Source organism: Pseudoalteromonas espejiana DSM 9414, assembly GCF_002221525.1.
GTDB lineage: Bacteria > Pseudomonadota > Gammaproteobacteria > Enterobacterales > Alteromonadaceae > Pseudoalteromonas > Pseudoalteromonas espejiana.
This window is the reverse complement of sequence record NZ_CP011028.1, coordinates 3,395,731-3,410,412: the sequence shown is the minus strand read 5'-3', so window position 1 is coordinate 3,410,412 and position 14,682 is coordinate 3,395,731. Positions and strand designations below refer to the sequence as shown.

15 protein-coding genes are annotated in these 14,682 nt (G+C 40.0%); 8 read left to right on the top strand and 7 right to left on the bottom strand.

The window, feature by feature from the left end:
- The first annotated feature begins 309 nt into the window (after positions 1 to 309).
- Entirely contained in the window at positions 310 to 1,782 is a 1,473-nt protein-coding gene (locus PESP_RS15485) for an NAD(P)H-hydrate dehydratase (RefSeq protein ID WP_089348835.1), read from the top strand.
- Positions 1,783 to 1,784: 2 nt separating this feature from the next.
- Here PESP_RS15485 and PESP_RS15480 read toward each other — a convergent pair whose 3' ends face one another.
- The 7 genes from PESP_RS15480 to PESP_RS15450 all read right to left on the bottom strand — a co-directional run bounded on the left by PESP_RS15480 (position 1,785) and on the right by PESP_RS15450 (position 7,788).
- Complete coding sequence (locus PESP_RS15480) at positions 1,785 to 2,183, bottom strand: VOC family protein (protein WP_089348834.1); 399 nt, start codon at positions 2,181 to 2,183, stop codon at positions 1,785 to 1,787.
- 79 nt (positions 2,184 to 2,262) lie between these two features.
- Entirely contained in the window at positions 2,263 to 2,532 is a 270-nt protein-coding gene (locus PESP_RS15475) for a hypothetical protein (protein ID WP_089348833.1), read from the bottom strand.
- A 544-nt stretch (positions 2,533 to 3,076) separates the two neighbouring features.
- Complete coding sequence (locus PESP_RS15470) at positions 3,077 to 3,760, bottom strand: alkylmercury lyase family protein (RefSeq protein WP_089348832.1); 684 nt, start codon at positions 3,758 to 3,760, stop codon at positions 3,077 to 3,079.
- Between the two features lie 10 nt (positions 3,761 to 3,770).
- On the bottom strand, positions 3,771 to 4,718 hold the full coding sequence (locus PESP_RS15465) for a bifunctional helix-turn-helix transcriptional regulator/GNAT family N-acetyltransferase (RefSeq protein ID WP_089348831.1): 948 nt from the start codon (positions 4,716 to 4,718) through the stop codon (positions 3,771 to 3,773).
- Between the two features lie 498 nt (positions 4,719 to 5,216).
- Positions 5,217 to 6,866 (bottom strand): chaperonin GroEL, encoded by a 1,650-nt coding sequence (gene groL, locus PESP_RS15460; RefSeq protein WP_089348830.1) that lies wholly within the window; start codon positions 6,864 to 6,866, stop codon positions 5,217 to 5,219.
- Positions 6,867 to 6,914: 48 nt separating this feature from the next.
- The gene (locus PESP_RS15455; RefSeq protein ID WP_089348829.1) at positions 6,915 to 7,202 is read right to left on the bottom strand and encodes a co-chaperone GroES; all 288 of its coding nucleotides are present in this window, start codon (positions 7,200 to 7,202) and stop codon (positions 6,915 to 6,917) included.
- 109 nt (positions 7,203 to 7,311) lie between these two features.
- The gene (locus tag PESP_RS15450) at positions 7,312 to 7,788 is read right to left on the bottom strand and encodes an FxsA family protein (RefSeq protein ID WP_089348828.1); all 477 of its coding nucleotides are present in this window, start codon (positions 7,786 to 7,788) and stop codon (positions 7,312 to 7,314) included.
- A 188-nt stretch (positions 7,789 to 7,976) separates the two neighbouring features.
- On the opposite strand from PESP_RS15450, the gene cutA reads away from it, so the two are divergent.
- The 7 genes from cutA to PESP_RS15415 all read left to right on the top strand — a co-directional run bounded on the left by cutA (position 7,977) and on the right by PESP_RS15415 (position 14,659).
- Positions 7,977 to 8,297: a divalent-cation tolerance protein CutA gene (gene cutA, locus PESP_RS15445; RefSeq protein ID WP_089348827.1), complete on the top strand. Its 321-nt coding sequence runs from the start codon at positions 7,977 to 7,979 to the stop codon at positions 8,295 to 8,297.
- Positions 8,297 to 10,117, top strand: a complete 1,821-nt coding sequence (locus tag PESP_RS15440) for a protein-disulfide reductase DsbD (protein WP_089348826.1) — start codon at positions 8,297 to 8,299, stop codon at positions 10,115 to 10,117. Before cutA ends, PESP_RS15440 begins: the two co-directional genes overlap by 1 nt.
- A 228-nt stretch (positions 10,118 to 10,345) precedes the next feature.
- Positions 10,346 to 10,798: a type II 3-dehydroquinate dehydratase gene (gene aroQ / locus PESP_RS15435; RefSeq protein WP_089348825.1), complete on the top strand. Its 453-nt coding sequence runs from the start codon at positions 10,346 to 10,348 to the stop codon at positions 10,796 to 10,798.
- 32 nt (positions 10,799 to 10,830) lie between these two features.
- Positions 10,831 to 11,301: an acetyl-CoA carboxylase biotin carboxyl carrier protein gene (accB, locus tag PESP_RS15430; protein WP_089348824.1), complete on the top strand. Its 471-nt coding sequence runs from the start codon at positions 10,831 to 10,833 to the stop codon at positions 11,299 to 11,301.
- 25 nt (positions 11,302 to 11,326) lie between these two features.
- A complete protein-coding gene (gene accC / locus PESP_RS15425) occupies positions 11,327 to 12,667 on the top strand; it encodes an acetyl-CoA carboxylase biotin carboxylase subunit (protein WP_089348823.1) in 1,341 nt (446 codons plus the stop codon).
- A gap of 125 nt (positions 12,668 to 12,792) precedes the next feature.
- On the top strand, positions 12,793 to 13,257 hold the full coding sequence (gene tsaE, locus PESP_RS15420; RefSeq protein ID WP_089348822.1) for a tRNA (adenosine(37)-N6)-threonylcarbamoyltransferase complex ATPase subunit type 1 TsaE: 465 nt from the start codon (positions 12,793 to 12,795) through the stop codon (positions 13,255 to 13,257).
- Positions 13,258 to 13,315: 58 nt separating this feature from the next.
- Entirely contained in the window at positions 13,316 to 14,659 is a 1,344-nt protein-coding gene (locus PESP_RS15415; protein WP_089348821.1) for an N-acetylmuramoyl-L-alanine amidase, read from the top strand.
- The last annotated feature ends 23 nt before the right edge of the window (positions 14,660 to 14,682 follow it).

Below are 14,682 nucleotides of genomic sequence, written 5' to 3'. Positions count from 1 at the left end.
AAAGTAATACCCAACATTTTCTTCTCTAAAGCGCAGCGTCTCCTAAGTGAAGCGCCTCTTTGTGAACAGTGTTTTGGTCATCTAATGCCATTACCCGATGATAGTGTAGCATTTCACTGTGACTCTCCATCGCTGTGAGGACTACGACAGCACACCGACTCAAAATATGAAAAAGTAAAACCAGCTGAACTAGTAGTATCTTATAAATTAATATTTAAATAATTTTGTTCTAACCCCTTTGGTTGAAAAAAGTCTATTTATCCCAAGCTATAGTTATATCCTCTTAATTTATCTAGCTACGGCGCATATATGACCCAACAACACAAACTCATTTATACAAAAGAGCAGGTTCGTGATTATGAAGGCGAAGCCGCTAAATTATGTGGCGTAAACTTATTTACGCTAATGGAGCGTGCAGGCGAAGGTGTATATAAGCAGTGGCAATCTTTTAATGCTTGCCATACCTTAATAGTTGCGGGTAATGGCAATAATGCCGGTGATGCATATATTACTGCTCGGCTAATAAAGCAAGCTGGTAAAAAGGTAACTCTTTGTGCGGTAGATACTGATAAGGCTTTACAAGGTGATGCACATAAAGCACGGCAGTTATGGCTTGAAAATGGTGGCCAAGTTAATGAATTTACCGATGAGCTATTAAATAGCTGTGATTGCGTAATAGATGGCTTATTAGGTACTGGTTTAAATACCAATATCCGAGAGCGATACTCTACGATAATCAAAGCAATTAATACGAGTGGTAAACCTGTTTTAAGTATTGATATACCTTCGGGCATTGATGCTAACACAGGTGCTATTTTAGGAGAGGCAATTGAAGCTACTAAAACGATTACTTTTGTTGGTATTAAGCAAGGCCTAACTACAGGTACAGGCAAACAGTACTGTGGACAGCTAATACTTGATGATTTAGGCGTAAGTAGTGAGTTTACCAAATTAGCCATGCCGACAGCTGAGCTTGTAAACATTGATAGCTTTGAACCACTGGGTGAACGTGCTCTAAATAGTCATAAAGGTAACCATGGAAAGTTATTATGCGTGGGTGGTAATGAAGGGACCGCTGGTGCAATAAGGCTTAGCAGTGAGGCTGCTCTGCGGGCAGGTGCTGGTATGGTGAAAGTATACACACATCACAGCTCTATTATGCCAATAAGCATAGGACGGCCTGAATTAATGGTTACCAGTGATAACCTAAATAAGGCGCTAAAATGGGCCTCATGCGTGGTACTTGGGCCTGGGCTTGGGCAAAATGAGTGGGCACAGCAAACATTTGATGAAGTGATGCATTATTGCCAAGATAATAACACACCACTAGTGATCGATGCTGATGCGCTTAACCTGTTAGCTAAAAACGCGTCATCATATACTTTACAGCAGAGCGTTCTTACACCTCACCCTGGTGAAGCTTCGCGGTTATTAAGTACACACACTGCAGATATTGAAGCAAATCGCTTTGCGAGCGTACGTATGTGCGCGCGACGCTATAATACAACATGCATTTTAAAAGGAGCAGGGTCGTTAATCGATAACGCTAAAAATACATGGGTATGTGAAAATGGTAATGCAGCGCTTGCTGTAGGTGGTAGTGGTGATGTACTAACAGGTATTATTGGAGCATTGCTCGCACAAGGGCTTAGCATTGATGAGGCTTCACGCTACGGTGTAACACTGCATGCTAGAGCAGGCGAAATTGCCGCGCGAGAACAAGGGCAACGAGGAATGCTACCCTCAGATTTATTTCAAATAGTAAGATCGCTAATAAACTAAAACTATTTTTGTTGAATTAAATCCCACTTGTTTCCGTATAGATCTTCAAATACAGCAACGGTGCCATAAGGTTCAATACGTGGTTTTTCATGAAATATAACGCCATTATTAAGCATTTTTTCATGATCGCGCCAAAAGTCGTTGGTATTTAAAAATAGCCAAACACGCCCACCCGCCTGGTTGCCTACAGCATCAAGTTGCTCTGGCTCTGTGGCTTGCGCGAGCAGTATATGTGTGCCATTACTGTTAGGCGGAGTGATCAGTACCCAACGTTTACCTTCGCCTAAATCGGTGTCTTCGACTAATTCAAAGCTTAATTTCTTAGTGTAAAACTCAATAGCTTCATCATAATCTTTTACGACTAAAGCAATACTACCAATATGCTGTTTTATACCTGACATAAATAACTCCCTGACTGTGTTGCTGCGCATTTTTACATAGCATTGTGTGCTTTGTGTAGGGCTGTAATGTATTTGTAGATTATATTTCTTCATCCGGGGGGTCGCCAGAGTCTTCTTTACGTTTTCTTTGCTCTTGCTTCGCCTTTTGTACATTTTCGTAGGTAGGTGGCGGAATAGGCATCAGTGAAATAAGCGGGAAAAACGCTAAGAATAAATAAGCGCCTTTAGACATGCTTTTACCCCACGCTATCATTTTTAACAAAAGCCAAATAATTAAAAGCAGTAATGCCGATACTATGGTTACAAGCACCGCAAAGAAAGTAACTCCATTACTATTAAGTATGTCCATAGTGATGTTTTTTGCTTATAAGTTATTACTATGTGGGTATAAATTAAACAATATCAATAACAAGTGTATTAAAAAGCAAAAACCCAGCAAAAGCTGGGTTTTTATATAAGCAAGCTGCTTAAACGGTGATGATTACATCATGCCGCCCACTCAAAACCTAAACAACTGATATTTAGATAAAAAATAAAACTCACAAAGTGGGATACCCCACATTATACCCCAGTCGATAAATGGGCTTAATTAAGTCTTTGAAAAATAGTAAAATAATTTTTAAAACAAACATAGTGGTTCACCACTATTCCAACACAAAGTCTATATTGGTGGCTCCTTGTCTGCATAGCCACCAATATAGACATGCATTAGATACAAAAAACCATATCGAAGGACAGCTCCTAGCTCAAAGCGGACGTTTACAGCAAATATTCAATTAGTTCAGACTGATTTAATAATTTTATTTTTGAATAAAGTAAAAAAGCCATATGTAGAAGGAAGACATACGGCTGTGCTAAACACAAAACACTAATTCAACAAGAACTGTTACTCTTTAGAATCTGCCAACCTTCTGGGGCATGTTCCACACAGAATGTTGAAGCTCAAAGCGTTTGAAAATTTCTTTAGCTTCTTCAACGCTCCACTTAACCCAGTTAGGGTTTAAATGGTTTCCATACCAAACTTTTGAAAACTCCCATACATTGTTTATTGGTTGAACATCGCCTTTATTCATACTGTGCTTTTCACACCAGTTATTCACTTCAGCCTCTGATTCAAACATGAGCATTGTGCTACATGTGTATGTGACGTTATCCCATGCATTTACCATTGGTATTGGAAAGTGAATAAACATGTTTTGATTTTTTATCTGACCATTGATGATTTCAATAACAACTTGTTTAGCTTCACCGCCTAACGTTGTTGTTATTGTTAAATCACAATTTAACAAAGCTGCCACGCCTAAAGAGCACCATGCACAGTTTCCCCACCAACTGCCTTTTTTAGACTCAATCCAAAAATTTGTTGGAGCGGTTGAGAATGGATGCATTATCCAAACCTCTGATGATTTCGGGTGTAAAACTACACCATGATATTCTTGTAGGGTTTGTAGTGCTTTTATTATCTCGAATTTTGAAACATCAAAATGATAAATTATGTCGTCAATTTTAGGTGCGTAACCAAGTTCAACGAACTGATTCATAATGAAATAGTGAAGTGTAGAGTTGTTCAGTTCCATGTTATTACCCTTAACTGAATTTCGCATTGGTTAAATGAAGTTCCATTTGAACATTACATCTCTCATAGGGTGATGTAGCGCCTTCAATGTGACTAAAGCCTAACTTTTCATAGAGATTAATTGCAGGAGTTAGTACTGAGTTACTTTCCAAATAAAGGCGTTTTATTCCCATCAACTTTGCTCTTTCAATAATTTTTTCACCTAATATTAAACCGATACCATTTCCTTGAGCTTTTTGCGACACTGCCATTTTTGCAAGTTCATAATTATCAGCATCCATTTTTATCAAGGCACAACAACCAACGGGGTTACCTTTATCCAATGCAATTAGGATAGTGCCAGAGTGGTTTAGGATGTAATTTTCAGGTTCGTTCAATGCAATGTAATCTGGCTCTTCTAACTCCCAATACTTGCTGATCCACTCAACGTTCAAGTCTTTAAAAGCATATTGATATTTTGGTGCGTAATCAACAACACGGATGTCTTCAATATTTTCATCTACTCTCGAACTTATTGGCCGAAACCTTAGATGCCTATCAATGACCGTTAATGCTTCCCACAAGTCTACTCCCGCTTCTTGCTTAAGCTGCTTCATTGCTACATCAATTGCATCACATTGCTTTTGCATCGCAGGAATCATAGCCTTTGCTCGTTTATTTAACTGCACTAAAGTAATACGTGAATCTTCTACCGATTTATAACTATCAATTAAATATGAAGCCTTCATCTCTTTAATTATCTTACTTACTGATACATGGGAGTGATTAATTTCTTTAGCAATATTCACTACAGAATCAGCCCCTTTAGATGCGAGTACATAAAAGACTGGAAACCATTTCGTTTCAATCTCAAAACTAAATTTCTCATAGGTTTTTTCGGCATCTTTAGATACTTGTGCAGCAAGTTGCCTTAAGGCTGTTCCTAAAGCGATATGTCCTAGTTCATTAAATGGTTTCATCAATAAACTCCGTAACTGGTTACGGGTATATTAATAGGTAAATTGAATAACTGTCAAATTAATTATTTAGTCTCTCTTTAAATGTATTAATTATATTTTAGTAAGTAGGTGTTCTGTTGACGGGAACAGTCTATACCTATGTAGTTTATATATGATTAGAAAGGTTAATGTTACGCCAGCTATTGACACCGAGCTATCAGTTTAATGAATGACCGCTGTGGTGGCTTAGTTCTCTGTCAGGAATAAGATAGATTGAACACACTAAACTGCTTAAACATCTGCCGATGTTAACGTCCGCTTTCGTATCGCATCGGGCTATCGCCACATCAAATTGAACGGCAGCAATGAGCTGTGAATTCAATTAATCAACTTCAGGAATACGCTTAATTTACATAGAAATGTGTTGTCAGAATACTTATAAACCAATAAAAAGCCTGAATATCACTATTCAGGCTTTCGTTTAAATGGTTAGAGCTAAAGTTATAGATTTAAAATCTATTACATCATGCCGCCCATGCCACCCATTCCGCCCATACCACCCATATCAGGGGCACCAGCAGCTTCTTCTTTAGGGATTTCAGCTACCATAGCTTCGGTTGTGATCATTAGACCTGCAATCGAACCTGCGAACTGTAGTGCAGAGCGCGTTACTTTAGTTGGATCTAAGATACCCATTTCAATCATGTCGTTGTATTCGCCAGTTGCAGCGTTGTAACCGTAGTTACCTTCACCGCCTTTAACTGCATTAATAACAACAGATGCTTCATCACCAGCGTTAGTTACGATTTGACGAAGCGGTGCTTCCATTGCACGAAGTGCAACTTTAATACCGTGGTTTTGATCTTCGTTGTCGCCAAGTAGTTCAACTAGCTTGCTAGCTGCACGTACTAGGGCAACACCACCACCAGGTACTACGCCTTCTTCAACCGCTGCGCGAGTTGCATGTAACGCATCTTCAACACGGTCTTTTTTCTCTTTCATTTCAATTTCAGTCGCTGCGCCTACTTTAATTACTGCAACACCGCCGGCTAGTTTTGCCATGCGCTCTTGTAGTTTTTCTTTATCGTAGTCTGATGTTGCTTCTTCAATTTGTGCTTTAATTTGAGCAACACGGCCGTTAATACCGTCTTCTTCACCAGCACCATCGATGATAGTTGTATCGTCTTTAGTTATTACAACGCGCTTAGCTGTACCTAAGTCTTCAACTGTTGCTTTTTCAAGCTCTAAGCCGATTTCTTCAGAAATAACAGTACCACCAGTTAATACGGCAATATCTTGTAGCATTGCTTTACGACGGTCGCCAAAGCCAGGTGCTTTAACAGCAGATACTTTAACAATACCGCGCATGTTATTAACTACTAAAGTAGCTAGAGCTTCGCCTTCAAGGTCTTCTGCAATAATTAGTAGTGGCTTGCTTGCTTTAGCAACGGCTTCTAATGTAGGAAGTAGCTCACGAATGTTAGATACTTTTTTGTCTACAAGTAGAATGAATGGGTTGTCTAATTCAACAGCGCCTTTTTCAGCGTTGTTGATAAAGTAAGGTGATAGGTAACCACGGTCAAACTGCATGCCTTCTACAACATCTAGTTCGTTTTCAAGTGATTGACCTTCTTCAACAGTGATAACACCTGTATTACGGCCTACTTTTTCCATTGCATCTGCAATGATTTCACCAATTTCTTTATCAGAGTTTGCTGAAATAGTACCTACTTGTGCAATTGCTTTAGTATCAGCACATGGTACTGAAAGCTCTTTAAGTTCTGCAACAGCAGCAATAATTGCTTTATCAATACCGCGCTTAAGGTCCATTGGGTTCATACCCGCTGCAACTGCTTTAAGGCCTTCATTAACAATAGACTGTGCAAGTACAGTTGCGGTAGTTGTACCATCGCCCGCTGCATCATTTGCTTTAGATGCAACTTCTTTAACCATTTGTGCACCCATGTTTTCAAACTTGTCTTCAAGTTCGATTTCTTTTGCTACAGATACACCATCTTTGGTGATTACTGGTGAGCCAAATGATTTGTCTAGTACAACGTTACGGCCTTTAGGACCTAATGTTACTTTTACTGCGTTTGCTAGGATGTTTACGCCAGTTAGCATTTTAGCGCGTGCGTCACCTGCAAAAAGTACTTCTTTTGCTGCCATGTTTAAATTCCTCTAAATTCTTAAATGTTTGTTAAACGAAAAGTAGGGTTAGCCTACAATGCCTAAAATGTTGTCTTCACGCATGATCAGGTACTCTTGACCTTCGATCTTTTCAGTTTTTTCAACATATGAGCCAAATAACACTGTGTCACCGGCTTTTACTTCTAAAGCTCTAACGTCACCGTTTTCTAGAACGCGACCATTACCAACGGCAATAACTTCTCCGCGAGTTGATTTTTCAGCTGCAGAGCCAGTTAATACAATACCGCCAGCAGACTTGGTTTCTTCTTCTAGACGCTTAACGATTACGCGATCTTGTAAAGGACGAATGTTCATTTTTTTAGTTCTCCTAACAGTTTCTGAACAGTACAGAAAAAAGCTTTTCTAATTTGCATTCATTAATGGGGGTGGAGTGTAAAATTCCAAGAGAAAAATAGATAAATTTTTAATCTTTTCTCTCATATTCACCATCAATGGTGGTTGGTTTATTTACTTGCTGTTGTTCGTGCTGTGATTGTTGGCTACTTGTAAACCCTGAAGGGCCTTGTTGCATGCCTGCACTCATACGAACTGTTGCTTGGCTAGCAAGGCCTGCAGCTAGTTTATTACGTATTGATGGTGTAAGTAAAAGTAGGCCAAATACATCGGTCATAATACCTGGGGTGAGTAGTAAAACGCCGGCAATGATCACACAAATTCCGGTAAATAATTCTTTGGCTGGCATTTGCCCCTGCGCCATTTGGTTTTGAGCATTTTGTAATGCTCCCATGCCTTGTTGCTTTACCATTCTGGCACCTAAAATAGCGGTTACTATTACTAAAGCAATAGTTGCAAACCCACCAATTACGTCACTTACTTGGATAAGTAATGCAATTTCGATGATAGGAATGATGATAAACAACACAAATAAAAATCTAAACATATGGCTCTCTAAATAGTGGCACTCATAAGAGTGGATGAAATATTAATGAGGGTGAGTAGGTCTATTTTCAAGGTTACAGTCAGTGTGATTAAAAATTGCTTAATATTTACCAATATTCAGCGCCTACACATTGGACCTGCTATCAGATACTATGGCGTTAGTTCCCTGTAAATAAGTAAAGGTTCATTATGACTACGCAATTTAAATTGATATTTACCACGTGTAAAAACGAAGCGGAAGCACGCACATTAGCCAAGGCGTTAGTGGCGCAAAAGTTAGCAGCCTGTGTAAATATTTTACCTAATATGACCTCTATTTATATGTGGGAAGGTGAAGTGAGTGAAGAAGTAGAAGCAAAGTTACTTATTAAAACAAAGTCAGAAAAAATGAACGACGTTTTTGAAACAATTAAAAGCTTACATAGTTACGAAGTACCAGAAATACAGGTAGTTGATGTAGCTACGGGTAATTTGGCTTACTTTCATTGGATGGACGAGGTATTAAATTAATGCGGTTTTTCTTTTTATTATTGGTTTTATTGCTAACGCTTCCTGCTAAGGCAAACACCAATAATGTATTAGGTCACTTACTTGCACCTACACAACAAACATTTTTACCTGTGGAGCAAGCCTTTGTATTTGATTTTGATCAGCAAGGCAGTACTTTGTTTGTTGGCTGGGATATAGCGCCCGACTACTACCTTTATAAAAAGAAAATAGAAATCATTGCCAAAGGTGCAAATATTTCGGTAGGCGACTCTGGCAGTGGCGAAATAATAGAAGATGAGTTTTTTGGTAAAACTGAAGTGTTTTTTAATAATGTTAGCGTTATTAGTAAACTCAGCAATATAACCGAAGGCGCAGTAGTAAAGGTACGTTACCAAGGCTGTGCTAAAGCAGGGCTATGTTACCCACCTGAAGTCATTAGCATTCCTTTAAGTGTCATTGCCTCTGAACAAGCGCCAATAGCAACACAATCGGCAACTACAAATAACACTGTTGTCGCGTTAAATGAGCCAACAGGTGAAGTGGTTGCAACTAAAAGTAATAGCCAAACTGGAGATCTTAGCTTTACTGAGCAATTAGCGAGTCAGGGCTTAATTACTAACTTATTAATATTTTTTGCTGTAGGTGTAGGCCTTGCATTCACGCCTTGCGTGTTTCCAATGTTCCCTATTTTGTCGAGTTTAATTGCCGGACAACAAAACCTCTCTACTAAAAAAGCGTTTGCGTTGTCGTTTGTGTATATTCAAGGTATGGCGCTTACCTATGCTGCTCTAGGGTTAGTTGTTGCTGCGCTTGGGGGGCAAGTTCAGGGTTACTTACAACATCCATATGTACTAATAAGCTTTAGTTTATTATTTGTATTATTGGCTATGTCGATGTTTGGTTGGTACGAAATTAAACTCCCAAGCAGTATGATGAACAAACTTACCCAAGTAAGTAATAACCAAAAAGGCGGCAACTACGTTGGGGTCTTTTTAATGGGGGTGCTGTCGGGGTTAATTGCATCACCGTGTACTACAGCGCCATTGTCGGCCGCTTTATTATTTGTAGCACAAAGTGGCGACTACATAGTGGGTGGTTTAACACTGTATGTATTAAGCCTTGGTATGGGGCTGCCTCTATTATTGCTTGGTACATCGGGCGGCAAGTTACTTCCAAAAGCAGGTGGTTGGATGGAGCAAGTTAAAACCTTATTCGGTTTTATTATGCTTGTAGTACCCCTTATTTTATTAGAGCGTATTGTTGATGCCGATATTATTTTATTAATGGCGGGTGTTTTAGCGCTTGTAACAGCATTATATTTGCACCATTGGCAAAGCGCACAGCATCAAAGCAAGCTTAAAACCACTTTGTGGTTTAGTGCTACATTGTTACTGCTTACTGGTTTTACATTAACTAAAAACGTTATTTGGCCTACCCAGCAACAATTAGTGCAAGTTAATGAGCAAAACAACGAATTTAAACAGGTGGCTAATTTAGCACAGTTAAAAGAGGCTGTTACCCAAGCTAACCAACAAGGCCGATTAGTAATGGTTGATCTGTATGCTGATTGGTGTGTGGCATGTAAAGAGTTTGAACATTACACGTTTCCTGACGCTAAAGTACAAGCCGAATTTAAGCACTATCAGTTAATTCAGATTGATTTAACACAAAGTGATGACAAAACTATTGAGCTTATGGAAGAGTACACTGTATTTGGTTTGCCAAGCATTTTGTTTTTTAACACACAAGGGCAAGAGCTCAGTACACAACGCGTTACTGGCTTTTTAAACGCGGAAGACTTTGCAACCCACCTAGCTACAGTGCGCGCTAGCGCACAATAATAGTGCAATTTAGCCGCTTGGATAACCAAGTGGCTACCTCCTTAATACTTCATATTTATTACACCTCCTAGAGATTAGACCAGTATTTTGCTGCTATTTACATCGAACTGACTATAATAGTTGGCTAACGTGAGAATTTGTTGCATTTTTTGTTTTTTATACTTACTTTAGTGTACAAAATTAGCTCGCAACGGCTTAACTCATTACTTAGAGGATATATCGCGGATTATGGCTGCAAAATTTAAACTTTTAGTTATAAATGGCCCAAATTTAAACATGCTAGGAAAACGCGAGCCAGAAAAATACGGTTTGCACACTCTTGGTGAAATTGTGAGCGAACTAACGACTGCGGCAGAGGGTCTGAATGTTCAGCTTTCGCATTTTCAAAGTAATAGTGAGCAAGCTCTCATTGAAAGAATACACGATGCTTGGCAGGCAGTAGATTACATAATTATTAATCCTGCAGCATTTACGCATACTAGCGTCGCTTTACGTGATGCATTGTTAAGCGTCGATATTCCTTTTTTTGAGGTGCACTTAAGCAATGTGCACGCACGTGAAGCGTTTCGTCATCATTCTTATTTTTCAGATGTGGCACAAGGCGTGATATGTGGATTAGGTGCAATGGGTTATCACGCAGCATTAAATGCCGCAGTGAGCCGGTTGCAAAACTCGAATTAATTTAAACTAACAAACTTACAGGCGGGTCGTTCATGGATATTCGCAAGATCAAAAAGCTTATCGAATTAGTAGAAGAATCAGGTATTGCTGAGCTAGAAATCACCGAAGGTGAAGAGTCAGTACGTATTAACCGTAATAATATGAGTGCAGGTCCAGCTTACGCTCAATACGCACCTCAGCAATTTGCAGCACCTGCGCCGGCACAAGCCGCTCCAGTTGCCGCAGCGGCTCCAGCGGTTGAAGCCGACGCAGCACCAGCAGCACCTACAGGTCATCAAGTTAAATCACCTATGGTTGGTTCTTTTTACTCTGCTGCATCGCCAGAAGCGTCAGCGTATGTAGAAGTGGGCTCACAAGTTAAAGTAGGTGACACGCTTTGTATTATTGAAGCAATGAAAATGATGAACCAAATTGAATCAGATAAAGCCGGTACAGTTAAAGCTATTTTAGTTGAAAACGGTGAGCCGGTAGAATTTGACCAACCTCTATTCATCATTGAATAATTCAGTAACCTAAAGGCCAACTCTAATGTTAGATAAAGTAGTCATTGCAAACCGAGGTGAAATTGCACTTCGTATATTGCGCGCCTGCAAAGAGCTTGGGATCAAAACGGTAGCTGTGCATTCAACGGCAGATCGCGATCTTAAGCATGTATTGCTTGCAGATGAAACCATCTGTATTGGTAGACCTCCAGCAACTGAAAGTTACTTAGATATTCCGCGCATTATTGCTGCGGCTGAAGTAACAGATGCTGTAGCGATTCACCCAGGTTATGGTTTCCTTGCTGAAAATGCTGATTTTGCCGACCAAGTTGAGCAAAGTGGCTTTGTATTTATTGGTCCTAAAGGCGATACAATTCGCTTAATGGGCGATAAAGTGTCTGCAATTGCAGCGATGCGTAAAGCGGGTGTTCCATGTGTACCGGGTTCTGATGGGCCAGTTTCGGACGATAAAGAACGCAACATGCAAATTGCAAAGCGTATCGGTTACCCGGTAATTATCAAAGCCGCTGGCGGCGGTGGTGGCCGTGGTATGCGTGTAGTACGCAACGAAGCAGAGCTTATTGATTCAATTGCACTTACGCAGCAAGAAGCTAAGCAGTTCTTTGGTAATGGTATGGTTTACATGGAAAAATTCCTTGAAAACCCACGTCATATCGAAGTTCAGGTATTAGCTGACGGCCAAGGTAATGCTGTGCATTTAGGTGAGCGCGATTGTTCTATGCAACGTCGTCACCAAAAAGTAGTTGAAGAAGCTCCAGCGCCAGGTATCACTGCTGAAACACGTAAATTTATTGGTGAGCGTTGTACTCGTGCATGTATCGAAATTGGATACCGTGGTGCAGGTACGTTTGAGTTTTTATACGAAAACGGCGAGTTTTACTTCATCGAAATGAATACGCGTATTCAGGTTGAGCACCCAGTAACAGAAATGGTTTCTGGTGTAGATTTAATTAAAGAGCAGTTAAAAATTGCTGCGGGTCAACCGTTGTCGTTTACGCAAGATGATGTGGTTATTCGTGGTCATGCTATTGAGTGTCGTATTAATGCCGAAGACCCTGAAACGTTTATTCCTTCACCGGGTAAAATTACACGTTTTCACCCAGCAGGTGGTTTAGGTATTCGTTGGGACAGCCATATTTATGCTGATTACACTGTACCTCCACATTACGATTCTATGGTAGGTAAGCTAATCACTTATGGTGAAAACCGTGATGTAGCCATTGCGCGAGCGCGTAATGCACTAAACGAATTAGTTATTGATGGTATTAAAACTAATACGCCTTTGCATAAACGCATTCTTGCCGATGAGAACTTCCAAAGTGGTGGTACAAATATCCACTACCTTGAGAAAAAGCTAGGGCTGTAAAGTCTAAGCTAATAAAAACCGGCTTAGGCCGGTTTTTTTATGCCTAAAACGCCAATTTATCGCCTTAAAGAAATATTCTGGTATGATTAGCAAAGATGCGCTTTTAGTAAATTTTTGAGGTAATAATGACGCGTAGTTTCCAAGCTCACCTAAATGACGAAATGGCCACTGTGGCTATGGGTAATAAAGTGGCCGCCATAATCGAGCAAGGTGCAGTGATTTATTTACACGGAGATTTAGGGGCAGGTAAAACAACGTTTACGCGTGGTGTAATACAAGGCTTTGGCCACACGGGCAAAGTTAAAAGCCCAACTTATACCTTAGTTGAGCCTTACGAGCTGGCTGATGCCAACGTTTACCATTTTGATTTGTATCGCTTAGGTGACCCAGAAGAGCTTGAATATATGGGAATACGCGATTATTTTTCTGAGCAAGCCATTTGTGTTGTGGAATGGCCAGAAAAAGGCGGTGAGTTTATTCCTGTTCCCGATTTAGATATTACTTTAAGCTACGTAGGCGATGAGCGTAAAATTGTTATTAATAGTGCTAGCGAGCGCGGAATAGCAATTGTCGAAAAACTAAATAGCTAATAGCGGGTCTATGTACTCGCTTACATAATAATAAATAGTTAAGGCAGTGGTAGTTAAAATGAATCGAGGTGTAGTTAAACTTTTTATTTGTCTCATAGTTATTACTGTGAGCTTACCGCTGTGGGCGAAAAATACAATTAATAGTGTGCGTGTTTGGCCTTCGCCCGATAGCACTCGAGTCGTGTTTGATTTAGATGAAAAGCCAGATTTTAGCTACTTTATGCTGAAAAACCCAAGCCGACTGGTGGTTGATTTAGACAATACTCGTGGGTTAGATTCGCTACCAAGCATCCCTTCAAAACACAAAATTGTAAGTAAATTACGTTATTCAAAACCTAAAAATAAGCAAAGTGTACGCTTTGTGTTTGAACTAACAGCGCCTATTAAGCCGGTTGTATTTGCACTTGCACCTACCGGACCTTATAAGAACAGGCTAGTGGTTGACTTATATAATAAAAGTGAGCCTGTAGTTACAGCTACACCAGCACAAAAAGCGGCTAAAAAACGCCAGTTAAGCCAAGAGCGCGACATAGTTATAGCAATAGATGCAGGCCACGGTGGTGAAGATCCCGGTTCTATTGGTCCATCGGGCACCTACGAAAAAACCATTACCTTACAAATTGCTAAGCGTTTAGAGCGTATGATTGACGGCGAGCGCGGTATGATTTCGCGTATGGTCAGAAGCGGCGATTACTTTGTAAAACTTAACACACGCACTAACCGAGCCCGTGAAAAAAAGGCCGATTTTTTAGTATCTATCCATGCAGATGCGTTTACAAGCCCAGGCCCAAATGGCGCCTCAGTGTGGGTTTTATCGCTCGGACGTGCTAATTCTGAAATTGGTAAATGGATAGAAGATAAAGAAAAGCACTCTGAGCTTTTAGGTGGTGCCGCCGATGTAATTAAAGACGCTGCAAATGAAAAATATTTAGCGCAGGCTTTACTGGATATGTCGATGGATCACTCAATGAAAACAGGCCTTAATGTGGCTGAAGAAGTGGTCAAAGAGCTAAAAAAAGTAGCCAAATTACACAAAAAAGATCCACAGCATGCAAGCTTAGCCGTATTAAAATCGCCAGATATTCCATCTATTTTGGTAGAAACTGGGTTTATTTCTAACCCTCGAGAAGAACGTATGCTTAAAAGTGCTAACCACCAAGAGCGTTTAGCTAAAGCTATGTTTACATCTATTAAAAATTATTATTTAAAAAACCCGCCAGATGACTCGTTATTTGCAAAGCTTAAATCGCAATACCCAACTAAGCATAAGGTTCGCCCTGGTGAGTCGCTAAGCTTGCTAGCGAGCCGTTATGGCGTATCGGTGTCTAAGCTAAAGCAGGCAAATAAACTGCGCTCTAATACCTTATTTATAGGTCAAGAGTTGGATATACCGCAAAGCTAACGTTTTTAAATTGCACATGTACT